A 26326-nucleotide genomic window follows, 5' to 3' on the forward strand; every position below is an offset into this window, starting at 1 on the left:
CCCTGCCGCCCTCGGGCCGCAGGGGGTCTTCGTTTTCAGGCGACGCCGCGCTGCAAGGGCACTTCGTCCAGGCCGCCTATGGCGGATAGAGCTTCCCGCATGGCACTGAGCTTAAGGCAGGTTTCGCGATACTCGTGGGCCGGTTCCGAATCGCCTACCAGACCGCAGCCGGCGAACAGGTAGCCCCGGCCCGGCGTGAGCAGGGCCGAGCGCAGCGCCACCAGGAAATCGCCGTTGCCTTCGCCGTCGAGCCAGCCCAGCGGCGCGGCGTACCAGCCGCGGTCCATCCCTTCGTGCTGGCGGATGTAGTCCAGCGCCGCGCTGCGTGGGTAGCCGCCCACCGCGGGGGTCGGATGCAGCGCCTGCAGCAGCCGCAGGATGCCGCCTGCGTCAGCGAGGCGGGCGCGGATCGGCGTGTTCAGGTGCTGGACTCGCGCCAGTCGTTTCAGACCGGGCGCATCGGGGATTTCCAGCACCTCGCTGAAGGGTTCCAGGGCCGTACGGATCGCCTCCACCACCAACTGGTGTTCGTGCCTGTCCTTGGCGCTGTCCAGCAGGGCCTGTCCGAGCCGCGCATCTTCCTGGGCATCGCCGCCGCGGGCGATGGTCCCGGCCAGGGCATGGGTGAGTGCCTCGCCGGCGCGAATGCGGACCAGGCGTTCCGGGGAGGCGCCGAGGAAGCAGGCGTTGCCGCGGCGACAGGCGAACAGCTGGGCGTCGGCATGTTGCAGACGCAGGTGTTCGATGACCTGCCACGGCTCGATGTCGCCGAGAGGCCGGGCCTGGGTGCGGGCCAGCACGACCTTGCCGAAGCGTCCCTGGCGGACACTGCTTACCGCGTCGCTCACCTTGGCTTCCCATTGCCTGCGCTCCTGCGCCGAAGCGTCGCCCTGCGCGCCAGCGGTCGGCCCCGAGGGCCGGCGTCTGGCCGGCTGCCTCAGGCGCAGTAGCGCCGAGCAGTGGTAGGCGGCCAGGGCCAGGGCATCTTCGCCGGGCTTGGCCAGGTGTTGGCAGAGTACCCGGTAGCGTTCGCCCTCGCGCAGCACGGTGATGCCGGCGAGCATCAGGCTGGCATCGGCGAAGGCTTGCCAGTGTTCCTCGCGCGGGCCGCGTGGATCGAAGCGGAATCCGCCGCACAGGCGCGGCGCCAGCGGGCCCTCGACCACGGCGTCGGCGCAGAGCAATTGCCAGTTTTCCTCGATCCGGGCGAAGCGCTGTTCGCCGTGGCCTTGCAGCTCCAGGGCGCTGCCCCAGGCGAAGAACGCCAGCTCGGGCTGTTCCCAGTACAGGCAGGGCGTTTGCCGGTCGTCCCAGGCACCGAATACCTGCAGCGGGTCCAATGGGGCGATCTCGAACGATGCCGCCACCAGCACCGGACGATCGAGCGCCTGCGCCTGGCCGATGGCGCGCTCGAAGGTGCCGCGCAAGGCGTGCAGGCACTGGCTCAGGGGCGCCAGCCGGCTCATGCGGCACCCCGTGTCTGGCGCCAGTACTTGATCTGCTCGGCGATGTACCAGTGGATGATCTGCGCGAACAGTCCCTCGACGAAGGGCGCGTCGAGTCCGTTTTCCTCGGCCCAGCGGGCGCGCTCGGGGAGCATCGCGGCGACCCGCTCGGGCGCCGGAATCGCCGCCTCGCTGGCCTTGAAGCGCGACGCCGCCTTGACGTAGTCCATGCGGCGGCCGAGGGCCTGGACGATATCCAGGTCGATCCGGTCGATGGCCTCGCGGATGTCCGCCAGGCCGGTGCAGTCTTCGGGAGTTTTCATCATGCAACCTCTCGGGAAAGGGCGTCGGGATGTGCGAGGCGGTGCAGCAGGTGCTCGATCACCGCGTCGCGCCCCTCGCTCAGGTAGAAGTGGCCGCCAGGAAAGCGCCGCAGCCTGGCGGGAGTCCGGCTGGCGTCGCTCCAGGCCTGCGCCTCGGCGGCGCTGACTTCCTCGTCGTGCTCGCCGAGGAGGACGTCGAGGGCGCAGGCCAGGGCGATGGGCTGCGCCCGTCGGTAGGTCTCGATCGCCTGGTAGTCGGCGCGCAGGATCGGCAGGAACAGCGCGCGCAGGTCGGCGTCCTCGAGTAGCTCGCTGGCGCCACCCTGGCGGCGGACGTCCTCCAGCAGCGCCGCCTCGTCGCCGCGGTGCAACGCGCCGCCGCGTTGCCGGTGCGGTGCCGGATGGGCGGAGACGAACAGGTGGCGCAGCGGCGCGCCGGCGCTTTCCAGGCGCAGGGCGGTTTCGTAGGCCAGCGCCGCGCCGAGACTGTGGCCGAACAGCGCCAGGGGCGCGTCGGCGAAATCGCGCAGGGCGAGGGCGGCGCCGTCGGCGAGGTCCTCCAGGCGGGTGGCCGGCGCCTCGTTGAAGCGGTCCTCGCGACCCGGGTACTGCAGGGCAAGCAGGTCGATGTCTGGTGGCAGGCGTTCGCTCCAGCTACGGAAGAAGCTGGCGCTTCCGCCTGCATGGGGGAAGCAGGCCAGGCGCAGGCGCGGCATCGGCGTCAGGCGGAACGGCCGGACCCAGGCGGCGCTCATGCGCGGGCCTCCAGCTCGCGGCGCAGGCGCTCGCGCAGGTCCTTCTTGCTGATCTTGCCGATGCCGGTCTGGGGGAAGGCCGGGACCAGCTCGATGCGGTCCGGCACCTTGAACGCGGCCAGCCCGCAGGCGTGCAGGTATTGCTTCAGCTTCAGCGCCGAGGGCGCCGGTTGGCGCGGGATGACGAAGGCGCAGGTGCGCTCGCCGAGCAGGCTGTCGGGCATCGCCACGACGGTGGCGTCGTGCACCTGCGGATGGGCTATCAGCAGGTTCTCCACCTCTTCCGCGGCGATCTTCTCGCCGCCGCGGTTGATCTGGTCCTTGTCGCGGCCCTCCACCACCAGGTAGCCGTCCTTGTCGCGGCTGACCCGGTCGCCGGTGCGGTAGAAGCCGTCCGCGCTGAAGGCCTTGGCGTTGTGTTCGGGCAGGCGGTAGTAGCCGCGGATGGTGTAGGGACCGCGCACGGTCAGTTCGCCCACCTCGCCGGGGCCGACCTCGCGGCCCTCGGCGTCGACCACCCGCACTTCGTCGTCCGGCGACAGCGGCCGACCCTGGGTATGCAGCACGCGTTCGGGCGGATCGTCCAGGCGGGTGTAGCAGATCAGCCCCTCGGCCATTCCCAGCACCTGTTGCAACTGGCAGCCGAGCACCGGTTCGACGCGTTGCGCGGCACTGCTGCCGAGCCTGGAGCCGCCGACCTGGAGCAGACGCAGGCTGGATAGATCGGCGCGGCGGCTTTCCTGGGCATCCAGCCAGAGCATCGCCAGCGGCGGTACCAGGGCGGTGTGGGTGACCCGTTCACGGGCGATCAGGGCGAAGCAATGCTCGGGATCGGCGCGCTGGCTGACCACCACGCGGCCGCCGGCCAGCAGCGTGCCGATCACTCCGGGGCAGCAGAGAGTGAAGTTGTGCGCCATCGGCAAGCCGGTGAGGTACACCGTGTGCTCGTCGAAGCCGCAGACCTCGGCGCTGGCGCGGACGTTGTAGAGATACTCGCGATGACGCCGGGGAATCAGCTTCGGCGTGCCGGTGGTGCCGCCGGACAACTGGAAGCAGGCGATATCCTCGGCGCGGGCGGCGCAGTCTTCCAGCGCGTCGGCCTGGTACAGCGGTGCCAGCGCTTGCAGCGGCGCCTCGGCCTCGCCGTGGATCAGCGCCATCCGGCAGGCGCCGCTGGCGAGCAGCTCACGGGCCATCGGCCGTGGGTCGAAGCCGTCGATCCGTTCGGCGCCGATGTAGGCCTTGGCCTCGGCGAAGCGACAGAAACCGCTGATCTCATGCTGGCGATGGGCGGGGAGGGCGAGCACCGGGCGTACGCCGAGCTGGAACAGGGCGAAGCAGGTCTCGACGAAGGCGATGCCGTTGGGCAGGTGCAGCACTACCGTGTCGCCATGTGCGAGGCCGGCCTGGCGCAGTCCGGCTGCCAGGCGGCGGCAGCGCTGGAGCAGGTCGGCATAGCTGAGCCGCTGGTCGTCGTCGCAGAGCGCGATCCGCCGCGGATGGCGCGCGGCGCTGGTGGCCAGGGCTTCGGCGAAGCTCTGGTCCTGCCAGTGGCCGGCGTCGAGATAGCGGCGGACGAAGGCGGCGGGCCAGTCGGGGGCGTCGTCGACGGCCGATGGGGTGACGGGCGAGGAAGTCATGCGATCTCCGTGGATGCGGTCGATTGCCATTGCTGGGAAATGAGATTTATTATCATTGGCGGGCGGCAGGGACCGCGCAAGCCCGCGCCTTTCGATTGCGGGGCTTTTTCATTCGCTGCAGGGGCGGAGTGCAGGGCGCTTTGTCCATCTCCGCTAAAAAGTCCCCTGCCCCCACGTATCCAGGAAGGCGTCGCCGCGTCGGCAGCGCCCGGGCTACAGGAAAACCTGATGACCATCACCATCATTGCTCCGCCACAGGCCGATGCCGCCGCGCCGGCACCGGGCAACCGGCCCGGCGTCGCGCACATCGATCCGAACATGAAGCTGGTGACCGGAACCTTCTGTTCGGCCAGCGAGGACTGGTTCGAGGAACCGCTGGAGCGCGGCCTGCGCCTGATCCTCGTGCAGAGCGGCCAGTTGCGCTGCCGGATTCCCGGCCAGCCCGAGCACCTCATCGAGGGGCCGAGCCTGTGCACCATCGCCAACGATGGCGACTTCACCTCGGCGCAGATCTACGGCACCGACAAGCCGTTGCGCTACACCATCGTCCAGCTCGGCGTCGAAGCCCTGGACAGCCGCCTCGGCTGGCTGCCCGAGCAACTGATACGCCGCCCCGGCGGCGATCCGCGAATCATGAGCTGCCCGGCGCCGCGGGCGATGCAGGCGTTGGCCTCGCAGATCGCCACCTGCCAGATGCTCGGTCCGACCCGCGATCTCTACCTCGGCGGCAAGGCCCTGGAGTTGGCCGCGCTCAGCGCACAGTTCCTTTCCGGCGAGGGGCGCCCCGTCGAGGAGCCGCGCATCACCTGCTCGGAGGTCGAGCGCATCCACGCCGCCCGCGACCTGCTGGTCGGCGCCTTGCAGGAGCCGCCGTCGCTGGACACGCTGGCCAGCCGCGTGGGCATGAACCCGCGCAAGCTGACCGCCGGCTTTCGCAAGGTGTTCGGCGCCAGCGTATTCGGCTACCTGCAGGAATACCGCCTGCGCGAGGCGCACCGGATGCTCTGCGACGAAGAGGCGAACGTCTCCACGGTGGCCTACCGGGTGGGCTACAGCCCGGCGCATTTCTCCATCGCTTTCCGCAAGCGCTACGGCATCTCCCCCAGCGAGATCCGCTGAGTCTCCGCGACGACCCCCGACCCGGCCACGGGAGGGGTGTCGCCGCTGCGGGATGACGCTGCATCTAACGAAACAGTCCGGCTGTCTAAAGCATTGCCGGCCAGGCCTCCCAGGCAAGTGAGATAAGGTCGCATTTGATAATCGTTGCCAGGAACTGGCAACCGACCTCAGATGCTTGCCCTAGGGAGCCCCCATGGATCTGCCCCCCGATTCCCGTACCGCCCTGCGCGACTGGCTGACCGAGCAGCTCGCCGACCTGCTCGGTGAACCGCTTGCCGACGTGCGCGCCCTGGCGGACGACGACGACCTGCTGGGCTGCGGCCTCGACTCGATCCGCCTGATGTACCTGCAGGAACGCCTGCGCGCGCGTGGCTCGACGCTGGACTTCGCCCAGTTGGCGCAGCGCCCCTGCCTGGGGGCCTGGCTCGACCTGCTGGCCTGCGCGGACCGGCTGTCCGCCCCGGCAACGGTCGCGCTGCCGACGGCGCAGGATCGCGATCAGCCGTTCGAGCTGTCTTCCGTGCAGCAGGCCTACTGGCTGGGACGTGGCGCCGGCGAGGTGCTGGGCAACGTCAGCTGCCATGCCTTCCTGGAATTCCGCGCGCGGGATGTCGACCCGCAGCGCCTGGCCGCGGCGGCGGAGTGCGTGCGTCAACGCCACCCGATGTTGCGGGCGCGCTTCCTCGACGGTCGCCAGCAGATCCTTCCGACGCCGCCGCTGTCCTGCTTCGACCTGCAGGACTGGCGCACCTTGCAGGTGGACGAGGCCGAGCGCGACTGGCAGGCGCTGCGCGACTGGCGCGCCCATGAATGCCTGGCGGTGGAGCGCGGCCAGGTGTTCCTGCTCGGGCTGGTGCGCATGCCGGGCGGCGAGGATCGCCTCTGGCTGAGTCTCGACCTGCTTGCCGCCGATGTCGAAAGCCTGCGCCTGCTGCTGGCCGAACTGGGCGTTGCCTACCTGGCGCCGGAGCGCCTGGCGGAGCCGCCGGCGCTGCATTTCGCCGACTACCTGGCGCACCGTGCGGCGCAACGCGCCGAGGCCGCGGCGCGGGCCCGCGACTACTGGCTGGAACGCCTGCCGCGCTTGCCGGACGCGCCGGCCCTGCCGTTGGCCTGCGCGCCGGAAAGCATCCGCCAGCCGCGCACCCGGCGCCTGGCATTCCAGCTTTCCGCCGGCGAGAGCCGGCGCCTGGAGCGTCTTGCCGCGCAGCATGGCGTGACCTTGTCCAGCGTGTTCGGCTGCGCCTTCGCGCTGGTCCTGGCGCGCTGGAGCGAAAGCGCGGAATTTCTCCTCAACGTGCCGTTGTTCGATCGGCATGCCGACGACCCGCGTATCGGCGAGGTGATCGCCGACTTCACCACCCTGTTGCTGCTGGAGTGCCGGATGCAGGCCGGGGTGTCCTTCGCCGAGGCGGTGAAGAGCTTCCAGCGCAACCTCCACGGAGCCATCGACCACGCCGCATTCCCCGCCCTGGAGGTGCTCCGCGAGGCGCGCCGGCAGGGCCAGCCACGCTCGGCGCCGGTGGTGTTCGCCAGCAACCTGGGCGAGGAGGGCTTCGTCCCGGCGGCCTTCCGCGACGCTTTCGGCGATCTCCACGACATGCTCTCGCAGACCCCGCAGGTCTGGCTCGACCACCAGCTCTACCGGGTGGGCGACGGTATCCTGCTGGCCTGGGACAGCGTCGTCGGCCTGTTCCCCGAAGGCCTGCCGGAAACCATGTTCGAAGCCTACGTGGGGCTGCTCCAGCGTCTCTGCGACAGCGCCTGGGAGCAGCCCGCCGATCTGCCGTTGCCCTGGGCGCAGCAGGCGCGCCGGGCCCTGCTCAACGGCCAGCCGGCATGCGCCACGGCGCGCACCCTGCATCGCGACTTCTTCCTTCGCGCCGCCGAGGCGCCGGATGCCGACGCGCTGCTCTATCGCGACCAACGTGTCACCCGCGGCGAACTGGCCGAGCGTGCGCTGCGCATCGCCGGCGGCCTGCGCGAAGCCGGGGTGCGCCCTGGCGACGCGGTCGAGGTCAGCCTGCCGCGCGGACCGCAGCAGGTCGCGGCGGTATTCGGCGTGCTCGCCGCAGGCGCCTGCTACGTGCCGCTGGACATCGACCAGCCGCCCGCACGGCGGCGCCTGATCGAAGAGGCCGCCGGGGTATGCCTGGCGATCACCGAGGAGGACGATCCGCAGGCCTTGCCGCCGCGCCTGGATGTCCAGCGCCTGCTGCGCGGCCCGGCGCTGGCCGCCCCCGTGCCGCTGGCGCCGCAGGCGAGTGCCTATGTGATCTACACCTCGGGCTCCACCGGGGTGCCCAAGGGCGTCGAGGTCAGCCACGCGGCGGCGATCAATACCATCGACGCGCTGCTCGACCTGCTGCGGGTGAACGCATCGGATCGCTTGCTGGCGGTCTCCGCGCTGGACTTCGATCTGTCGGTCTTCGACCTGTTCGGCGGCCTCGGCGCCGGTGCCAGCCTGGTCCTGCCGGCCCAGGAACAGGCGCGCGATGCCGCTGCCTGGGCGGAGGCTATCCAGCGGCATGCGGTGAGCCTGTGGAACTCGGCGCCGGCCTTGCTGGAGATGGCCCTCAGCCTGCCGGCGAGCCAGGCCGACTATCGCAGTCTGCGGGCGGTGCTGCTGTCCGGCGACTGGGTGGCCCTGGACCTGCCCGGCCGCCTGCGCCCACGTTGTGCCGAAGGCTGCCGCCTGCATGTGCTGGGTGGCGCTACCGAAGCGGGCATCTGGTCGAACCTGCAGAGCGTCGATACGGTGCCGCCGCACTGGCGTTCGATTCCCTACGGCCGGCCATTGCCGGGACAGGCCTACCGGGTGGTCGACACCCACGGGCGCGACGTGCCGGACCTGGTGGTCGGCGAGCTGTGGATCGGCGGCGCCAGCCTGGCCCGCGGCTATCGCAACGATCCCGAACTCAGCGCCCGGCGCTTCGTCCACGATGCCCAGGGCCGCTGGTATCGCACCGGCGATCGCGGTCGCTACTGGGGCGACGGTACCCTGGAATTCCTCGGTCGGGTCGACCAGCAGGTGAAAGTGCGCGGCCAGCGCATCGAGTTGGGCGAGGTGGAGGCCGCGCTGTGCGCCCAGGCTGGCGTGGAGAGCGCCTGCGCGGCGGTGCTCGGCGGTGGCGTGGCGAGCCTCGGCGCGGTGCTGGTACCGCGCCTGGCGCCACGGGCCGAAGGCTCCATGGAACTACCGGCCGCACAGCCCTTCGCCGGCCTGGCAGAGGCCGAGGCGGTACTCACCCGGGAAATCCTCGGCGCGCTGCTGGAGGCGCCGCTGGAGCTAGACGACGGTTTGCGCCGGCGCTGGCTGGACTGGCTAGCGGACTCCGCCGCCAGCGCGCTGCCGTCGCTCGACGAGGCGTTGCGCCGGCTCGGCTGGCAGGCCGCGGGGCTGACCGCGATGGGCAACGCTCTGCGCGGCCTGCTCGCCGGCGAACAGGCGCCGGCCGCGCTGCTCCTCGATCCCTGGCTGGCGCCGCAGGCGGTGGCCGCGCGCCTGCCGGACGGCCGCGAGGCCCTGGCGCGCCTGCTCGAAGCGCTGCCGACGCCGGCTGCCGGCGAACGCCTGCGGGTGGCGGTGCTGGATACCCGCGCCGGGCTCTGGCTCGACCAGGGCATGGCCTCGCTGTTGCGCCCGGGGCTGGAACTGACCCTCTTCGAACGCAGCCGCGTCCTCCTCGACGCCGCCGCCACCCGCTTGCCGGAACGGATCGTGGTGCAGGCGCTGGACGACGGCCTGCTACCTGCCGAGCACCTCGGTCGCTACGACCGGGTGATCAGCTTCGCCGCGCTGCACGCCTACGAGGCCAGCCGCGAAGGCCTGGCGCTGGCGGCGGCGCTGCTGCGCCCGCAGGGCCGCCTGTTGCTGGTGGACCTGCTATGCGAGTCGCCACTGGCGCTGCTCGGTGCGGCCTTGCTCGACGACCGGCCGCTGCGCCTGGCGGAGTTGCCGAGCCTGTTGGCCGATCTCGCCGCTGCGGGACTGGCGCCGCGTTGCCTGTGGCGCAGCGAACGGCTCGCCCTGGTCGAGGCGCTGGCGCCGGGACTCGGGCTCGACGCCGCCGCGCTCCAGGCCGGCCTGGAGCAACGCCTGCCCCAGGCGATGCGGCCCGAACGCCTGTGGTGCCTGCCAAGCCTGCCGTTGAACGGCAATGGCAAGGTCGATCGTCGCCGCCTGGCCGAGAGCATGACCCGCGCACTCGGCGAGTGTCGTCACGAGCCCTCGGCGGAGGAGCCGCTGGAAGCCCATGAGCAAGCGCTGGCCGAGTGCTGGGAAGCGGTTCTCAAACGCCCGGTGCGTCGTCGCGAGGCGAGCTTCTTCAGCCTCGGCGGCGACAGCCTGCTGGCGACCCGCCTGCTGGCCGGCATACGTGAGCGTTTCGGCGTACGCCTGGGCATGGCCGACTTCTATCGCCAGCCGACCCTGGCCGGTCTTGCCCGCCACTTGCAGGCGCAGACCGTCGAAATCGAGGAAACCCAACTGGAAGAGGGCGTGCTATGAGCCTCGGCGAACTGCTGGAAACCTGCCGCAGCCGGCGCATCGAACTCTGGAGCGAGGCGGGCCGCCTGCGCTATCGCGCCCCCCAGGGCGCCCTCGACGCCGGCCTCGCCGAGCGCCTGCGGGCCGAGCGCGAGGCCCTGCTGGAACACCTGGAAGGCGGCCCTGGCTGGCGCGCCGAACCCGACCTGGCCCACCAGCGCTTCCCATTGACCCCGGTGCAGGCCGCCTACGTGCTGGGCCGCCAGGCGGCCTTCGACTACGGCGGTAACGCCTGCCAGCTGTACGCCGAGTACGACTGGCCGGTCGACACCGATCCGGCGCGCCTGGAGGCGGCCTGGAACGCCATGGTCGAGCGCCACCCGATGCTGCGCGCGGTGATCGAGGACAACGCCTGGCAGCGCGTGCTGCCCGAGGTGCCCTGGCAGCGGCTGACCGTGCATGCCTGCGCGGGGCTCGACGAGGCCGCTTTCCAGGCGCACCTGGAGCGGGTCCGCGAACGCCTCGGCCACGCCTGCGCGGCGCTCGACCAGTGGCCGGTCCTGCGCCCCGAGCTGAGTATCGGCCGGGATGCCTGCGTACTGCACTGCTCGGTGGATTTCACCCTGGTCGACTACGCCAGCCTGCAATTGCTGCTTGGCGAATGGCGCCGCCGCTATCTCGATCCGCAATGGACGGCGGAACCGCTGGAGGCGACCTTCCGCGACTATGTCGGCGTCGAGCAGCGCCGACGCCAGTCGCCAGCCTGGCAGCGCGACCGCGACTGGTGGCTGGCGCGTCTCGACGCGCTACCGGGGCGTCCCGACCTGCCGCTGCGGGCGCAGCCGGACACCCGGTCCACGCGCTTCCGGCACTTCCACGCGCGCCTCGACGAGGCCGCCTGGCAGGCGCTCGGCGCGCGCGCCGGCGAACACGGCCTGAGCGCTGCCGGCGTGGCCCTGGCGGCCTTCGCCGAGACCATCGGTCGCTGGAGCCAGGCACCGGCGTTCTGTCTCAACCTGACGGTACTCAACCGGCCGCCGCTGCATCCGCAGCTGGCGCAGGTGCTCGGTGACTTCACCGCGCTCAGCCTGCTGGCGGTGGACAGCCGCCACGGCGACAGTTTCGTCGAGCGTGCTCGACGCATCGGCGAGCAGATGTTCGACGACCTCGACCACCCGACCTTCAGCGGCGTCGACCTGCTGCGCGAACTGGCGCGCCGGCGCGGTCGCGGCGCCGACCTGATGCCGGTGGTGTTCACCAGTGGTATCGGCAGCGTGCAGCGCCTGCTCGGCGATGGCGAGGCGCCGCGCGCGCCACGCTACATGATCAGCCAGACCCCGCAGGTCTGGCTGGACTGCCAGGTCACCGACCAGTTCGGCGGCCTGGAGATCGGCTGGGACGTACGCCTCGGGTTGTTCCCCGAGGGCCAGGCGGAAGCCATGTTCGACGACTTCGTCGGGCTGCTCCGGCGCCTGGCGCAGAGCCCGCGCGCCTGGACCGACGGCGATGCCACGGAACCCGTCGAGGCGCCGCCGCAGGCGTTGCCCGGTAGTGCCCGGAGCATCGCCGCCGGTTTCGCCGAGCGTGCCCTGCTGACCCCCGACGCCACGGTGATCCACGATGCCGCCGGCAGCTACAGCTACCGCCAGGTCGCCCAGCACGCCAGCGCCCTGCGCCGCGTCCTGGAAGCGCACGGCGCGGGCCGTGGCCGGCGGGTCGCGGTGATGCTGCCGAAAAGCGCCGCGCAATTGGTCGCGGTGATCGGCATCCTCCAGGCCGGTGCGGCCTATGTGCCGGTGGACATCCGCCAGCCGCCGCTGCGGCGCCAGGCGATCCTCGCCAGCGCCGAAGTGGTCGCGCTGGTCTGCCTGGAAAGCGATGTCCCGGACGTCGGCTGCGCCTGCGTGGCCATCGACCGGCTGGCCGCCGACAGCGCCTGGCCGCCACCGCCCGCGGCGGAGGTGGCGGCGGACGACCTCGCCTACGTGATCTACACCTCCGGCTCCACCGGCACGCCCAAGGGCGTGATGCTCAGCCATGCAGCGGTGAGCAACACGCTGCTCGACATCAACCAGCGCTACGGCGTCGACGCCAACGACCGCGTCCTCGGCCTCGCCGAGCTGAGCTTCGACCTCTCGGTCTACGACTTCTTCGGCGCCACCGCGATGGGGGCCCAGGTGGTCCTGCCGGACCCGGCGCGCGGCAGCGATCCTTCGCATTGGGCGGAACTGCTGGAACGCCACGCCATCACCCTGTGGAACTCGGTGCCGGCCCAGGGCCAGATGCTCATCGATTACCTGGAGAGCGAGCCGCAACGCCACCTGCCGGGACCGCGCTGCGTGCTCTGGTCCGGTGACTGGATTCCGGTCAGCCTGCCGACCCGCTGGTGGCGGCGCTGGCCGGACAGCGCGCTGTTCAGCCTGGGCGGCGCCACCGAGGCGGCGATCTGGTCGATCGAGCAGCCGATCCGCCCGCAGCACACCGAGCTGGCCAGCATCCCTTATGGCCGCGCCCTGCGCGGGCAGAGCGTGGAAGTCCTGGATGCCCGCGGGCGGCGCTGCCCGCCGGGCGTGCGCGGCGAGATCCATATCGGCGGGGTGGGCCTGGCGCTCGGCTACGCCGGCGATCCGCAGCGCACCGCCGAACGCTTCGTCCGTCATCCCGATGGCCGTCGCCTGTATCGCACCGGCGACCTCGGCCGCTACCTGGCCGACGGCAGCATCGAGTTCCTCGGTCGCGAGGACGACCAGGTGAAGATTCGCGGCCACCGCATCGAACTGGCCGAGCTGGACGCCGCGCTGTGCGCCCATCCGCAGGTCAACCTGGCGGCCACCGTGGTGCTCGGCGAGACCCACGAGCGCAGCCTGGCCAGCTTCGTCACCCTGCATGCGCCGGCGGAGGCTGGCGAGGATCCGCGTACGGCGCTCGACGCGGTGCGCCAGCGGGCGGCCCAGGCCTTGCGCCGCGACTGGGGCAGCGAGGAGGGCATCGCCGCGGCGGTGGCCGCACTCGACCGTGCCTGCCTCGCCTCGTTGGCCGCCTGGCTGGCCGGCAGCGGTCTGTTCGCCAGTGCGACGCCGCTGGACTTCGCCACCCTGTGCCAGCGCCTGGGTATCGCCGAGGCGCGCCAGCGCCTGGTGCGCCACTGGTTGCGCCAGCTGGAGGAGGGCGGCTACCTGCGCGCCGAGGGCGAGGGCTGGCTGGGCTGCGCCGAGCGTCCCGCGCAGAGTCCGGAGGACGCCTGGACGGCGTTCGCCGGCTGCGCGCCGGCGGCGCTCTGGCCGGCCGAGCTGGTCGCCTACCTGCGTGACAGCGCGCAATCCCTCGGCGAGCAACTGGCCGGGCGGATCAGCCCGGCGGCGCTGATGTTCCCGCAGGGCTCGGCGCGCATCGCCGAGGCCATGTACAGCCAGGGCCTGCATGCCCAGGCGCTGCACGAGGCGATGGCCGAGGCCATCGCCGCCATCGTCGAGCGCCAGCCGCAACGGCGCTGGCGCCTGCTGGAGCTTGGCGCCGGCACCGCCGCCGCCAGCCGCGCGGTGATCGCCCGGTTGGCGCCGCTGGTGCAGCGAGGGGCGGAGGTGGACTACCTGTTCACCGACGTTTCCAGCTACTTCCTCGCCGCCGCCCGCGAGCGCTTCGCCGACCAGCCGTGGGTACGCTTCGGCCGCTTCGACATGAACGGCGATCTTCTCGACCAGGGCGTGGCGCCGCACTCGGTGGATATCCTGCTCAGCTCCGGGGCCTTGAACAACGCGCTGGACACCCCGGCGCTGCTGGCCGGCCTGCGCGAGTTGCTGAGCGCCGACGCCTGGCTGGTGATCCAGGAACTGACGCGCGAGCACAACGAGATCAGCGTCAGCCAGAGCCTGATGATGGAAAACCCGAGCGACCTCCGCGACGAGCGCCGCCAACTGTTCGTCCACACCGGGCAATGGCTGGAGTGGCTGGCGGCACAGGGTGGCGACCTGGCTTGCGGGGTGGTGCCGCCGGGCAGCGCTCTCGACCTGCTTGGCTACGATGTCCTGCTGGCTCGCTGCAAGACCGACCGCGCCCGCCTGGAGCCGGCCGAGCTGCTGGCCTTCGTCGAAGCGCGGGTGCCGCGCTACATGCTTCCGGCGCAGTTGCGCGTGCTCGAACGCCTGCCGGTCACCGGCAACGGCAAGATCGACCGCAAGGCCCTGACCGGCTTTGCCCGCCAGCCCCAGGCGGACCTTCGGCATGGCGTCGCGCAGGCACCGGCCGACGAACTGGAGAATGCGCTGCTGGCACTCTGGCGGGAGGTGCTGGACAACCCGTCGCTGGGCGTCGAGCAAGACTTCTTCGGGGCTGGCGGCGACTCGCTGTTGATCGCCCAGTTGATCGCCCGTTTGCGCGAACGACTGGAAAGCGCCCGCCGGCATCCGTTCGATCGCCTGCTACGCTGGGCGCTCAGCCAGCCGACGCCGCGCGGCCTGGCCGAACGCCTGCGCAGCGCGCCGGAAGAGGGCCGTGGGCCAGCCCTGGCCGCGGCGCGCGGCGTCGCCCCGGCGCAGGCCGGCATGTCGCGCGCACCGCTCGCCGAGGGCGCGGTGGCGCTCGACCCGCTGGTGCGCCTGGTGCCCGGCGAGGGCGTGCCGCGGGTGCTGGTCCACGAAGGCCTCGGCACGCTGCTGCCGTACCGCCCGCTGCTTCGCGCCCTGGGTGAGGGGCGGCCGTTGCTGGGGCTGGCCGTGCATGACAGCGACGCCTACCTGGCGATCCCCGCCGAGCATCTCAACGCCTGCCTCGGCCGCCGCTACGCCGAGGCGCTCCATGGCGCCGGGCTGCGCGAGGTCGACCTGCTCGGCTACTGCTCCGGCGGGCTGGTCGCCCTGGAGACCGCCAAGTCCCTGATCCAGCGCGGGGTGCGCGTGCGCCAACTGGATATCGTCTCCAGCTACCGGATTCTCTACCGGGTGGACGACGAGCGCCTGCTGTTGTTCAGCTTCGCCGCGACCCTCGGCCTGGATACCGCGGCGCTCGGCTTCCCCGCGCCGGAACGTCTCGGCCAGGCGGTGCAGGCGGCGCTCGCGCAGACACCGAAGCGCCTGGGCGCCGAGGCGCTGGCGGGGCTACCGGGCCTGGCCGATCTCGTCGCCCTGCGCGGCCGCGTGCTACAGGCGGCCAGCGGTAGCGCCGACGCCGCCAGCGTCGAACGCGACACCCTCTACCGGCTGTTCTGTCACTCGGTGCGTGCCAGCCAGGCCGAGGCGCCGGAGCCCTACGTCGGCGCGCTGCGGCTGTTCGTGCCGGACGCCGGCAACCCATTGGTGCCGCGCTACGCCGAGGCCCTGGAGACCCAATGGCGGGCCGCCGCGCTTGGCGCGTGCGGCATCCACGAGGTGCCCGGCGGGCACTTCGACTGCCTGGGCGAAGCCCTGGCGCAATTCTTGTCGAAACCCATGCCAGAGGAGGCGAGCCGATGAGCGACGTCCGTTCCGTGGTGGTCGCCGGTTCCCGGTTCGGCCAGTTCTATGCCGCCGGCGTCGCCGCCGATCCGCGCTTCGTCCTGCGCGGCATCCTTGGCCAGGGCAGCCGGCGTTCGCGGGCGTTGGCCGAGCGCCTCGGGGTGGAGACCTGGTGCGAGGTCGAGGCGTTGCCGGACGATGTCCGCCTGGCCTGCGTCGCGGTCGGCGGCGCGGCACGCGGCGAGCAGGGCCCGGCGCTGGCCGAGGCGCTGATGGCGCGTGGCATCGACGTGCTGATCGAGCATCCGTTGCTGCCGCGCGAATGGCAGGACCTGCTGCGCAGCGCCGAGCGCCTGGGCCGGCGCTGCCTGCTCAACACCTTCTATCCGCAGTTGCCGGCGGTGGCGCGTTTCATCGAGCTGGGCCGCCAGTTGCATCGCCGGCGCGGCATCCGCCACCTGGACGCGGCCTGCGGGGTGCAGGTCGGTTTCGCCACCCTGGACATCCTCGCCGCGTTGCTGGAGGGCGTTGGCCCCTGGTCGCTGGAGTCGCCCTCGAACGACCTGTCGGCGATGCGCGGGCTGTCCCTGGTGTTGGCGGAAGTGCCGTTGAGCCTGCTCGTGCTCAACGAACTGGCGGCCGCCGACGACGGGCGCATGACCTTGTTGCAGCGCGTCAGCCTGACCACCGATCGCGGCACGCTGAGCCTGCTCAGCCCCCATGGCCCGTTGCTGTGGACGCCTGCGGTGGCGGTACCGGCAGGGGATGACGACGGCCTGTTCGCGCTGTTCGACGAGATAGCCGGCGAACCGCTGCCCAGCGCCCAGCTCTGGTATGCCGAACCGTGCAGCTGGGCCCAGGTGCACCAGCGCCTGTGGCCGGCGGCGGCGGCCGAGGCGCTGGCGCTGCTCGCCGACGGCGACGAGGTGCGTCGGCGCAACCAACGCAGCCTGGAGGTCGCCGCCCTGTGGCAGCGGATCGGCGAGTGCCTTGGCTTCCCTGAGGCGCCGCCGGCGTCGCTGGCGCCGGCGAGCCTGGAACAGGTGCTGGAGCAAGCCTCGTGACCCCGGTGCTGTGGCGCCTGCTGCGCACCTATCGCTGGCGGCTGGCGGCGGCCATGGGGTTGCAGGCCCTGGCCGGGCTCTGCTCGCTGTTGCCCTGGATGCTTCTCGCCTGGCTCGCCGAGCCGCTGGCGCGCGGCCAGGCGCAGCCGGCCCTGCTGGCCCTGGTGCTGCTGGCGGTGCTGGCCTGGCTGGGCTGCCAGGCGCTGGCCGCGCACCTGGCCCACCGGGTCGACGCGGACCTCTGCAACGACCTGCGCCTGCGCCTGCTGGCGCACCTGCAACGGCTGCCGCTGGACTGGTTCGGTCGCCAGGGCCCGGACGGCGTGGCGCGCCTCGTGGAGCAGGACGTGCGGGCCCTGCACCAACTGATCGCGCACGCTCCCAACGATCTCAGCAACCTGTTGGTGGTGCCGCTCGTCGCGTTGCTCTGGCTGGCCTGGCTGCACCCCTGGCTGCTGCTGTTCTGCCTGCTGCCGCTGGTGCTGGCCGCCGCCGGCTTCCTGCTGCTGCGCTCGGCGCGCTATCGCGACCTGGTGCTGCGGCGCAACGCCGCGCTGGAAAGGCTCTCGGCGGACTATGGCGAATTCGCCCACAACCTGCTGCTGGCCCGACAGTACCCCGGCGCCGGCATACAACAGGGCGCCGAGGCGTCGGCGGCGGCCTTCGGCGAAGCGTTCGGCGCCTGGGTGAAGCGGGTCGGCCACCTCGCCGCGCTGGTCTACGTGCAGTTGTCGACGCCCTGGCTGCTGGCCTGGGTCCTGCTCGGCGCGCTGGCCCTGGATGCCCTCGGCGTGCCGCTGGCGCTCGGCCAGGCCTGCGCCTTCCTGCTCCTGTTGCGGGCCCTGGCCGCCCCGGTACAGGCGCTCGGCCACGGCGGCGACGCGCTGCTGGGCGCGCGCGCCGCCGCCGAGCGCCTGCAGCAGGTGTTCGACCAGGCGCCGTTGGCCGAGGGCCGCTTGACCCGCGAGCCGGTCGATGGCGCGGTGGCGCTGCACGGCCTGGGCCATGCCTATGAAGGCGTGGAGGTCCTGGCCGATATCGATCTGAAGCTGGAGGATGGCAGCCTGGTGGCCCTGGTCGGTCCCTCGGGCTCCGGCAAGAGCACCCTGCTGCACCTGCTGGCGCGCTACATGGACGCGCAGCGCGGCGAACTGGAGGTTGGCGGCCTGGCACTGAAGGACATGCCCGATGCCGTGCGCCACCGGCATATCGCGCTGGTCGGCCAGCAGGCGGCGGCGCTGGAGATATCCCTGGCCGACAACATCGCCCTGTTCCGCCCCGATGCCGATCTCCAGGAGATTCGCCAGGCGGCCCGTGACGCCTGCCTCGACGAGCGCATCATGGCCCTGCCGCGTGGCTACGACAGCGTGCCGGGACGCGACCTGCAACTGTCCGGCGGCGAACTGCAACGACTGGCCCTGGCCCGTGCGCTGCTATCGCCGGCGCGCCTGTTGCTGCTCGACGAGCCAACCTCGGCGCTGGATCCGCAGACCGCCCGGCAGGTCCTGCGCAACCTGCGCGAGCGTGGCGGCGGCCGGACCCGGGTGATCGTCGCCCATCGTCTGGCCGAAGTCAGCGATGCCGACCTGATCCTGGTGCTGGTCGCTGGCCGTCTGGTCGAACGCGGCGAGCACGCGGCGCTGTTGGCGGCGGACGGCGCCTATGCGCGCTTGTGGCGTGAACAGAACGGCGCGGAGGTGGCGGCATGACCCTGTTCGAACGAATGCGTGCGCTGCCCGAAGACTGCCGTGCCGCGTTGCGCCGGGCGAGCGCCTGGGCGGTCCTGGCGGCGCTGCTGGACGCCGCTTGCGGCGTATTGCTGGTGCCGCTGGTCGAGGCCTGGTTCGCCGAAGGCGCGTTGCCCTGGCGCTGGGTCGCCGCGTTGCTCGGCTTGAGCCTGGCGCAGGCGCTGTTGCAGTACCTGGCCCTGCGTCGCGGTTTCGCCGCCGGCGGCTCGCTGGCGGCTGGACTGGTGCGCAGCCTGGTGGCGCGCTTGCCGCGCCTGGCGCCGCCGGCGCTGCGCCGGGTCGCGCCGGCCGAAGGCCTGCTGCGCGGTCCGGTGATGCAGGCGATGGGCATTCCGGCGCACCTGCTGGGGCCGCTGATCGCCGCATTGGTGACGCCGCTCGGGGTGATCCTCGGGCTGTTCCTGATCGACCCGTCCATCGCCCTCGGCCTGCTCCTTGCCGGTGCCGTCCTCGCTGCGCTGTTGCGCTGGAGCGGGCGGCGCAATCTGGCGGCGGAGGATGCCCGGCTGGCCGCCGAGCGCGACGCTGCACGGCAGTTGCAGGCGTTCGCCGAACGCCAGCCGCTGCTGCGCGCGGCGCAGCGCGAAAGCGTCGCCCGCCAGGGGCTGGAAGAGGCCTTGCGCAGTCTCCACCGCAGCACCCTGGATCTGTTGCGGCGCAGCCTGCCCAGCGGCCTCGGCTTCGCCCTGGCGGTGCAGGCGGCGTTCGCCTTCGCCCTGCTCGGCGGCGCCTGGGCGGTGGAGCGGCAATGGCTGGACGGCGCTCGGCTGGTGGCCGTGCTGGTGCTGCTGGTGCGCTTCATCGAGCCGCTGGCCCAGCTCACCCATCTCGACCAGGCGTTGCGCGGCGCCTGGCAGGCGCTGGATACCCTGCTGCGGGTTTTCGCCCTGGCTCCGCTGCGCAGCCCAGAGCCGGGCGAGCGGCCGCACGACGCCAGCCTGGCGGCCGAGGCCGTGGAATTGCGTCTGGAAGATGGCCGCGCCTTGCTCGAGGACATTTCCCTGAGGCTGGAGCCGGGTTCGCTGAACGTCCTCGTCGGACCCTCCGGGGCCGGCAAGAGCAGCCTGCTGGCGCTGCTCGGGCGGCTCTACGACGCCGACGCCGGGTGTGTCCTGCTGGGTGGCGTGGATATCCGCCGGTTGAGCGAAACGACCCTCGCCGCCAGTCGCAACCTGGTGTTCCAGGACAACGGCCTGTTCCGCGGCAGCGTTGCCTGGAACCTGCGCATGGCGCGAGCGGACGCCGATCTCGAAGCGCTGCGCGAGGCGGCGCGGGCGGTTGGCCTGCTGGAAGAGATCGAGGCCTGGCCGCAGGGCTGGGACAGCGACGTCGGTCCCGGCGGCGCGCTGCTGTCCGGCGGCCAGCGGCAACGCCTGTGCCTGGCTCGCGGGCTGCTCTCGACGGCGCCGTTGCTGCTGCTCGACGAGCCCACCGCCAGCCTCGACGCCGCCAGCGAGGCGCAGGTGCTGCGCAGCCTGCTCGGGTTGCGCGGCCGGCGCACCCTGCTGGTAGTGACCCACCGCCCGGCGCTGGCGCGTCAGGCCGACCAGGTACTGCTGCTGGAGGAGGGGCGCCTGCGCCTCAGCGGACGTCACGCCGATCTGCTCGTCCGGGACGACTGGTATGCCGGTTTCGTCGGGCTGGCGGGCGAGGAAAGTTCCGCGACGGTCGTGGATCGATAGAGAAAGACCGGCAATCGAAAAAGCCCCGGAGACGATTTCTTCATAATGATAAGCATTATCAAATCGTATATCCCCCGAGGCTGTTCGAACGATGAAAACGGAGACGAAGGTGATCAAGGGACGCCAGGGCATCGCCCGCAATCGGCACACCCCGTTGTGCCTGGGGCTGCTGCTGGCGCTGAGTCCGCTGGCCGCGGCCGTGGCCGACGCGCGCAAGGACGGCGAGACGGAACTGCCGGACATGGTGATCAGCGGAGAAAGCACGTCTGCCACCCAGCCGCCGGGGGTGACTACCCTGGGCAAGGTGCCGCTCAAGCCGCGCGAGCTGCCGCAGTCCGCCAGCGTCATCGACCATGAGCGCCTCGAACAGCAGAATCTGTTCAGCCTCGACGAAGCCATGCAGCAGGCCACCGGGGTCACCGTGCAGCCGTTCCAGCTGCTGACCACCGCCTACTACGTGCGCGGCTTCAAGGTCGACTCCTTCGAGCTGGACGGGGTGCCGGCGCTGCTTGGCAATACTGCCAGTTCGCCGCAGGACATGGCGATCTACGAGCGGGTCGAGATCCTTCGCGGCTCCAATGGACTGCTGCATGGCACCGGCAACCCGGCGGCCACCGTCAACCTGGTGCGCAAGCGGCCGCAGCGCGAATTCGCCGCCAGCACTACCCTCAGCGCCGGGCGCTGGGACCGCTACCGCGCCGAGGTCGACGTCGGCGGCCCGCTGAGCGCCAGCGGCAACGTGCGCGGCCGAGCGGTGGCCGCCTACGAGGACCGCGACTACTTCTACGACGTGGCCGACCAGGGCACCCGCCTGCTCTACGGGGTGACCGAGTTCGACCTGAGCCCCGACACCCTGCTCACCGTCGGTGCGCAATACCAGCACATCGACTCGATCACCAACATGGCCGGGGTACCGATGGCCAAGGATGGGTCCAATCTCGGACTGTCCCGCGACACCTACCTCGATGTCGACTGGGACCGCTTCAAGTGGGACACCTACCGCGCCTTCGGCTCCCTCGAACAGCAACTGGGCGGCGGCTGGAAAGGCAAGGTCAGCGCCGAATACCAGGAAGCCGATTCGCGCCTGCGTTACGCCGGCTCCTTCGGCGCCATCGACCCGCAGACCGGCGACGGTGGCCAGCTGATGGGCGCCGCCTACAAGTTCAAGAGCATCCAGCGCAGCCTCGACGCCAACCTCAATGGGCCGGTGCGACTGTTCGGCCTGACCCACGAACTGCTCGGTGGGGTCACCTACGCCCAGGGCGAGACCCGCCAGGACACCGCACGCTTCCTCAACCTGCCGAACACCCCGGTCAATGTCTACCGCTGGGACCCGCACGGCGTGCCGCGCCCGCAGATCGGCCAGTACACTTCGCCGGGCACCACCACCACCACCCAGAAAGGCCTCTATGCCCTGGGCCGGATCAAGCTCGCCGAGCCGCTGACCCTGGTGGTCGGCGGCCGCGAAAGCTGGTGGGACCAGGACACCCCGGCCACCCGCTTCAAGCCCGGTCGCCAGTTCACGCCCTACGGCGGGCTGATCTGGGACTTCGCCAGGGACTGGTCGTGGTATGTCAGCTACGCCGAGGTCTACCAGCCGCAGGCGGATCGCCAGACCTGGAACAGCGAGCCGCTGAGCCCGGTGGAAGGCAAGACCTACGAAACCGGGATCAAGGGCGAACTGGCCGACGGCCGCCTGAACCTGTCGCTGGCGGCGTTCCGCATCGACCTGGAGAACAATCCGCAGGAAGACCCGGACCATCCGGGGCCGCCCAACAATCCGTTCTACATCAGCGGCGGCAAGGTGCGCAGCCAGGGCTTCGAGCTGGAAGGCACTGGCTACCTGACGCCCTACTGGAGTCTCTCGGCCGGCTACACCTACACCAGCACCGAGTACCTCAAGGACAGCCAGAACGACTCGGGGACGCGCTACTCCACCTTCACCCCGAGGCACCTGCTGCGCCTGTGGAGCAACTACGACCTGCCCTGGCAGGATCGGCGCTGGAGCGTCGGCGGCGGACTCCAGGCGCAGAGCGACTACAGCGTCGACTACCGCGGCGTGAGCATGCGCCAGGGCGGCTACGCACTGGTCAACATGCGCCTGGGCTACAAGATCGACGAGCACTGGACGGCGGCGGTCAACGTCAACAACCTGTTCGACCGGACCTACTACCAGAGCCTGTCCAACCCCAACTGGAACAACCGCTACGGCGAACCGCGCAGCTTCAACGTCAGCCTGCGGGGCGCGTTCTGATGCCGCGCCAGTCGGGCTTCGGCTGGGCCTGGCGGGTTCCGCTGGCGCTCGCCGGCAGCCTGGCGGCGGCGACCGCCAGCGGCTATCTGTTGACTCGCGGGCTGCCCCTGGACGACCCGCTCGAGCGTCTCTACGCCGGGCTCTTCGGCGCGCTCGGGGTGGGCTTGTTGCTGCTTGTCGGCGGGTTGCTGGCGCGTGGTCCGGGCAACTTCGCCTGGCGCCTGGGCGGTAGCCTGCTGGTACTGGGCTTGGCGTTGTGGCTGCTGGCGGGGCGCGGTTGAAGTGGCGGCGCGTCCTCTCCTGCTCTCGCTGCACGGTGGCGCCGGCGCGCTGTTCGGCGTGTTGCTGTTCGTGGTGCTGTTCAGTGGCGCCTGGAGTCTTGGCCACGACGACCTGCGCGAGTGGCTGCGGGCCCCGGCGCAGGCGGGAGGAGAAGCCCTTGCGCTGGAGCGCCTGCTCGAACGGGCGGGCGAGGAAGGCGTCGACATCCGCGATGCGACCCTGCTGCTGCCCGCTCCCGGCCATGCCGCCTTCAGCGTCTGCGATGCGCGCCTGGACTGCCGGCTGGACCTCGACCCGGCCAGCGGCCGGGTGCTGCCACCGATGCCGGCGCTGGACCTCCTGCTGAACCTGCACAAGAGCCTGTTCGTCGGCTTCCCCGGGCGGGTGCTGGTCAGCCTGTTCGGCGTATCGCTGTTGCTGCTGTGCCTGGCCGGCGTGCTGCTGCACAGCCGCCGCTGGCGCGACCTGCGGCGTTGGCGGCGGGATCGCGGGCTGCGCCTGGCGCTGTTCGACCTGCATGGCCTGATCGGCATCTGGGGACTGCCCTGGCTGCTGTTGTTCGGTTTCACCGGCGCGCTCAGCGGGCTGGGCGCTCTCGGGACCCTGCTGCTGGCGCCGGTGGCCTACCCGCAGGAACCGAACCGGGTGTTCGTCGAGTTGATGGGACCGCCGCCGCCCGCCGCCGAGGGGCGGCCATTGGCGTCCCGCATCGATCTCGACCGCCTGCTTGCCGGCGATGCCGTGCGGGCGCCCGGCTTCGTCGCCCAGCGTTTGAGCCTCAGTCATGCCGGGGATGTCGCCGGCAGCGTGGAGATCGCCGGTATCCGGCGTGGCCTGCCGAGCACCGCGAACTTCGAGCGGCACCGCTATCGGCTGGCCGACGGCACCCTGCTCGGCGAGCGCAGCTCGGCGCAGCGCGGTTTCTGGCTGCGCGCCTTCATCGCCGTGCAGCCGTTGCATTTCGCCCAGTACCAGTGGCTCGGGCCGGGCTGGTCCGCCGCGTTGCGCGGCCTGCACCTGGCGATGGGCCTCGGCGCCTGCCTGCTCTGCGCCAGCGGCCTGTACCTGTGGCTGCAACGACGCGCCTCGGCGCCGGACGCCCGCGTACGGCTCTTGCAGCGCCTGAGCCAGGGTTTCTGTGCCGGCCTGGTGGCGGCGGCCGCGTTGCTCCTGCTGGGGCTGCAACTCGCCCCCTCGGAGCTACTCGCCGGACCCTGGCCGGGGCGGCTGTTCCTTGTCCTGTGGGCCGCCGCTGGCCTGGCGGCGTTGCTGCTGCCGGGCGACTGGCCGCTGGCGCGCGGATTGCTCGGCGTCGCCGGGCTGGCCTGCCTGGCGGCCGCCGTCGCGCACCTGGCGCCCTGGCTCATGCGCGGCCGGCTGCCGGCCCTGGGCCCCGACCTCACCCTGATCCTCTGCGGCGCGCTGCTCATCCGGCACGCCTGGATGCAGGCGCGCGCCGCCGCGCCACCCGCCCACCCCCGTGTCACCGGAGACCACCATGCTTGAGCTGTACCGCCACCGCCGCCTGGTCATCACCCTGGCGTTGCTCTACCTGTCCCAGGGCATTCCCATCGGCCTGGCCATGGACGCCCTGCCCACCCTCCTGCGCCAGGATGGCGCGCCATTGCAGGCGCTGGCCTTCCTGCCCCTGGTGGGGCTGCCCTGGGTGGTCAAGTTCCTCTGGGCACCCTGGGTCGACAATCACTGGTCGCGCCGTCTCGGCCGGCGGCGTAGCTGGATCCTGCCGATGCAATGCATGGTCCTCGCCTGCCTGCTCGGCCTGGCGACGCTCGGCCTCGGCGTGGCCAGTGCCGGTTGGGCGGTCGGCCTGCTGGCGCTGGCTTCGCTGGCCAGCGCGACCCAGGACATCGCCACCGACGGCATGGCGGCGGAGCACTTCAGCGGCGAGCTGCTGGCCAAGGTCAACGCGGTACAGATCGCCGGGGTGATGATCGGCTTCTTCGGCGGCGGCGCCGGCAGCCTGATCCTCGCCGGGCATTTCGGCCAGCGCACGGCGTTCCTGGTCATGGCCTGCGTGCCGCTGGCAAGCCTGTGCTGCGTGCTCGCCCTGGGGCGCGGCGACCCCCACGAACTCCCCCCGGCACCGGCCGCCAAGGCCAGCCTGCTGCGCTTCCTGCGTCGGCCGCTGGCGCCTTCGCTGCTGGCGCTGGCGCTGCTGTCGGCGATGACCGCGGTATCCGGCTTCGGCCTGTCCAAGCTGTACCTCAGCGATGCCGGCTGGGCCTTGCAGGACATCGGCCGGCTGGGCATGAGCGGTGGCCTGGTCACGGTATTCCTCGGCTGCGGCGGCGGCGCCTGGCTGGTCAGGCGGATCGGCCTGTGGCGCGGTTTCGCCCTTGGCGTGGTGCTCGCCGGTTGTTCGGCGCTGCTCTGGTATCTGCAGGCCGGTCGCTGGTTGGCACTGAGCGAAGGATTGGCGTGGACCTGCGTGCTGATCGGCTCGCTGGCTACCGGCATCACCTCGGTGGCGATCCTCACCGCGGCGATGCGCTTCGCCGGCCAGGGCGACCAGGCCGGCACCGATGTCACCGCGGTGCAGAGCACCCGAGACCTCGGCGAGATGCTGGCGTCTTCGTTCCTGGTCAGCCTCACCGCGCAGATCGGCTATGCCGGCGGTTTCCTCACCGGCAGCGCCCTGGCGGTGCTGGCCCTGCTGCTCGCCCTGCGCCTGCAGGCCGGCGAGGGGCGCGGGGAGTGGAAGGGGCGGGCGGAAGAGGCCTGAGGCGCTGCCGATAGGCGCGCAGCGCCCGGCACCCGCACGGATGCCGCCTCTCCCGCGGACGGGAGAGGCGGGAGAGGGCAGGCGCGGTGGCCTGCCCGGTGTTGCTAGCGTGGCCGTTCCACCTGGTTGCGGTAGCTGCCGGTGATCGCTTCCAGCGCCGCGCTCTTCTCGGTCTTCGGTCGCGAAGCCGCGGCCCATTCCTCTTTTTCCCGTTCTCGGTTGGCCAGGATGATCTTGTTGGCGGTCGGCCGCCGCGCTTCTTCGTATTCGCGCAGGGCTGCGGCCACGTCGGCGTTGCGCGCCAGCGCGGCGGCCAGCTCGATGCCGTCGAGGATTGCTTGCGAAGCGCCGTTGGCGCCCATCGGATACATCAGGTGGGCGGCGTCGCCGAGCAGGGTGATGCGTCCCCGGCCCCAGTGCGGCAGCGGATCGCGGTCTACCATCGGGTACTGCAGGATCAACTGGTTGCGGGTCAGCAGGTCGCGGATGTCGAACCAGCCCAGGTCCCAGTCGGCGAAGAACGGCAGCACGTCCTCCAGGCGCCCGTCGCGGTTCCAGTCGGCCTCGTTGTCGAGCTGGCCGACGGCGGCGCTCGGCACCATGCACACCCAGTTCACCAGCGACTTGCCTTCGGCCGCGTGACGCGCCGAGATCGGATAGGCGACCAGGCGCGACCAGTGCTCGTCGTTGGCGACGATCATGGTCTTGCCGTCGAGGAAGCGGTCGAACTCGGTGACGCCGCGCCACATGGTGATCCCACCGTGGGACAGCGGCCTCTGGTCGGGATGCAGGTGCGCGCGGACCGCCGAATGGATACCGTCGGCGCCGACCAGCACATCGGCACCGAGCGCCTGGGGCTTGCCGTGTCCGTCGCGGGCGCCGATCAGCACGCGGCCGTCGCGCTCCTCGATACGCTCCACGCCGAGACCGGTGCGTACCGCCTGTTGGCCGAGGCGCTCGCGCACCGCGGCGAGCAGGATCATCTGCAGTTCGCCGCGATGGATCGAGTACTGCGGATAGGCGTTGCCGGCTTCCACCCCGCGCGGCTCGGACCATACCGTGGCGCCGCTCTGGTCGATGTAGCGCAGCTCGTGGGTGGGGATGGCGGTGGCCGCCAGCGCCGGGCCGAGGCCCAGTTCGGCAAGGGCCTCGACCGCCGCCGGCTGGATATTGATGCCGACGCCAAGGGGGCGTATCTCGCTGCTGCTTTCCAGCAGCGTGACCTTGCCGATGCCGGCCTGGTGCAGGGCCAGGGCGCAACTGAGGCCGCCGATGCCGGCGCCGGCGATGAGGATATCGATGGGTTCGCTCATGGGTGCTTCCTTTTCTCGAGTGTTCGAATCGATGGGGGTT

The 26326-nt window shown here is 71.4% G+C and carries 15 protein-coding genes; 10 read left to right on the plus strand and 5 right to left on the minus strand.

Annotated features, from left to right (window positions below; all coding sequences use genetic code 11):
• Positions 1–35: 35 nt before the first annotated feature.
• Genes pchA through pchD form a run of 4 tightly spaced genes read right to left on the minus strand, consistent with a single transcriptional unit; the run spans position 36 to position 4163 of the window.
• Complete coding sequence (gene pchA, locus ACM0M4_RS03820) at positions 36–1466, minus strand: isochorismate synthase PchA (protein WP_221345484.1); 1431 nt, start codon at positions 1464–1466, stop codon at positions 36–38.
• Entirely contained in the window at positions 1463–1768 is a 306-nt protein-coding gene (gene pchB, locus ACM0M4_RS03825; protein ID WP_003106950.1) for an isochorismate lyase PchB, read from the minus strand. Before pchB ends, pchA begins: the two co-directional genes overlap by 4 nt.
• On the minus strand, positions 1768–2523 hold the full coding sequence (gene pchC, locus ACM0M4_RS03830) for a pyochelin biosynthesis editing thioesterase PchC (RefSeq protein ID WP_019395825.1): 756 nt from the start codon (positions 2521–2523) through the stop codon (positions 1768–1770). The genes pchB and pchC overlap by 1 nt, the downstream gene beginning before the upstream one ends.
• The gene (gene pchD / locus ACM0M4_RS03835) at positions 2520–4163 is read right to left on the minus strand and encodes a pyochelin biosynthesis salicyl-AMP ligase PchD (protein ID WP_019371421.1); all 1644 of its coding nucleotides are present in this window, start codon (positions 4161–4163) and stop codon (positions 2520–2522) included. Before pchD ends, pchC begins: the two co-directional genes overlap by 4 nt.
• Before the next feature lie 228 nt (positions 4164–4391).
• On the opposite strand from pchD, the gene pchR reads away from it, so the two are divergent.
• The 10 genes from pchR (at position 4392) to ACM0M4_RS03885 (ending at position 24973) form a co-directional block, all read left to right on the plus strand.
• Positions 4392–5282 carry a pyochelin biosynthesis transcriptional regulator PchR gene (pchR, locus tag ACM0M4_RS03840; RefSeq protein ID WP_003106955.1) on the plus strand — a complete coding sequence of 297 codons (891 nt, stop codon included), beginning with the start codon at positions 4392–4394 and terminating at the stop codon, positions 5280–5282.
• 193 nt (positions 5283–5475) lie between these two features.
• On the plus strand, positions 5476–9792 hold the full coding sequence (pchE, locus tag ACM0M4_RS03845; RefSeq protein ID WP_003123946.1) for a pyochelin non-ribosomal peptide synthetase PchE: 4317 nt from the start codon (positions 5476–5478) through the stop codon (positions 9790–9792).
• Entirely contained in the window at positions 9789–15218 is a 5430-nt protein-coding gene (gene pchF / locus ACM0M4_RS03850) for a pyochelin non-ribosomal peptide synthetase PchF (RefSeq protein WP_221345485.1), read from the plus strand. The genes pchE and pchF overlap by 4 nt, the downstream gene beginning before the upstream one ends.
• A complete protein-coding gene (gene pchG / locus ACM0M4_RS03855) occupies positions 15215–16264 on the plus strand; it encodes a pyochelin biosynthesis thiazoline reductase PchG (RefSeq protein WP_054375756.1) in 1050 nt (349 codons plus the stop codon). Before pchF ends, pchG begins: the two co-directional genes overlap by 4 nt.
• Positions 16261–17973 carry an ABC transporter ATP-binding protein PchH gene (gene pchH / locus ACM0M4_RS03860; protein WP_054375757.1) on the plus strand — a complete coding sequence of 571 codons (1713 nt, stop codon included), beginning with the start codon at positions 16261–16263 and terminating at the stop codon, positions 17971–17973. The genes pchG and pchH overlap by 4 nt, the downstream gene beginning before the upstream one ends.
• The gene (gene pchI, locus ACM0M4_RS03865) at positions 17970–19694 is read left to right on the plus strand and encodes an ABC transporter ATP-binding protein PchI (RefSeq protein WP_023120192.1); all 1725 of its coding nucleotides are present in this window, start codon (positions 17970–17972) and stop codon (positions 19692–19694) included. Before pchH ends, pchI begins: the two co-directional genes overlap by 4 nt.
• Positions 19695–19785: 91 nt before the next feature.
• Positions 19786–21948, plus strand: a complete 2163-nt coding sequence (fptA, locus tag ACM0M4_RS03870) for a Fe(3+)-pyochelin receptor FptA (protein ID WP_003111969.1) — start codon at positions 19786–19788, stop codon at positions 21946–21948.
• Entirely contained in the window at positions 21948–22229 is a 282-nt protein-coding gene (locus ACM0M4_RS03875) for a protein FptB (protein WP_003107348.1), read from the plus strand. Before fptA ends, ACM0M4_RS03875 begins: the two co-directional genes overlap by 1 nt.
• 1 nt (position 22230) lies before the next feature.
• The gene (locus ACM0M4_RS03880; protein ID WP_003115084.1) at positions 22231–23736 is read left to right on the plus strand and encodes a PepSY-associated TM helix domain-containing protein; all 1506 of its coding nucleotides are present in this window, start codon (positions 22231–22233) and stop codon (positions 23734–23736) included.
• The gene (locus ACM0M4_RS03885) at positions 23729–24973 is read left to right on the plus strand and encodes an MFS transporter (RefSeq protein WP_115288956.1); all 1245 of its coding nucleotides are present in this window, start codon (positions 23729–23731) and stop codon (positions 24971–24973) included. Before ACM0M4_RS03880 ends, ACM0M4_RS03885 begins: the two co-directional genes overlap by 8 nt.
• Before the next feature lie 104 nt (positions 24974–25077).
• Here ACM0M4_RS03885 and phzM read toward each other — a convergent pair whose 3' ends face one another.
• Positions 25078–26286: a pyocyanin biosynthetic protein PhzM gene (gene phzM / locus ACM0M4_RS03890; protein WP_003115086.1), complete on the minus strand. Its 1209-nt coding sequence runs from the start codon at positions 26284–26286 to the stop codon at positions 25078–25080.
• Positions 26287–26326 lie beyond the last annotated feature (40 nt).

Origin of the sequence: Pseudomonas sp. 18-147, assembly GCF_051048045.1 — a bacterium.
GTDB classification, from domain to species: domain Bacteria; phylum Pseudomonadota; class Gammaproteobacteria; order Pseudomonadales; family Pseudomonadaceae; genus Pseudomonas; species Pseudomonas aeruginosa.

Coding starts and splice junctions, on each gene's coding strand:
- pchA (WP_221345484.1), bottom strand. CDS start 1,466: ATGAGCCGGCTGGCGCCCCTGAGCCAGTGCCTGCACGCCTTGCGCGGC.
- pchB (WP_003106950.1), bottom strand. CDS start 1,768: ATGAAAACTCCCGAAGACTGCACCGGCCTGGCGGACATCCGCGAGGCC.
- pchC (WP_019395825.1), bottom strand. CDS start 2,523: ATGAGCGCCGCCTGGGTCCGGCCGTTCCGCCTGACGCCGATGCCGCGC.
- pchD (WP_019371421.1), bottom strand. CDS start 4,163: ATGACTTCCTCGCCCGTCACCCCATCGGCCGTCGACGACGCCCCCGAC.
- pchR (WP_003106955.1), top strand. CDS start 4,392: ATGACCATCACCATCATTGCTCCGCCACAGGCCGATGCCGCCGCGCCG.
- pchE (WP_003123946.1), top strand. CDS start 5,476: ATGGATCTGCCCCCCGATTCCCGTACCGCCCTGCGCGACTGGCTGACC.
- pchF (WP_221345485.1), top strand. CDS start 9,789: ATGAGCCTCGGCGAACTGCTGGAAACCTGCCGCAGCCGGCGCATCGAA.
- pchG (WP_054375756.1), top strand. CDS start 15,215: ATGAGCGACGTCCGTTCCGTGGTGGTCGCCGGTTCCCGGTTCGGCCAG.
- pchI (WP_023120192.1), top strand. CDS start 17,970: ATGACCCTGTTCGAACGAATGCGTGCGCTGCCCGAAGACTGCCGTGCC.
- fptA (WP_003111969.1), top strand. CDS start 19,786: ATGAAAACGGAGACGAAGGTGATCAAGGGACGCCAGGGCATCGCCCGC.
- ACM0M4_RS03875 (WP_003107348.1), top strand. CDS start 21,948: ATGCCGCGCCAGTCGGGCTTCGGCTGGGCCTGGCGGGTTCCGCTGGCG.
- ACM0M4_RS03885 (WP_115288956.1), top strand. CDS start 23,729: ATGCTTGAGCTGTACCGCCACCGCCGCCTGGTCATCACCCTGGCGTTG.
- phzM (WP_003115086.1), bottom strand. CDS start 26,286: ATGAGCGAACCCATCGATATCCTCATCGCCGGCGCCGGCATCGGCGGC.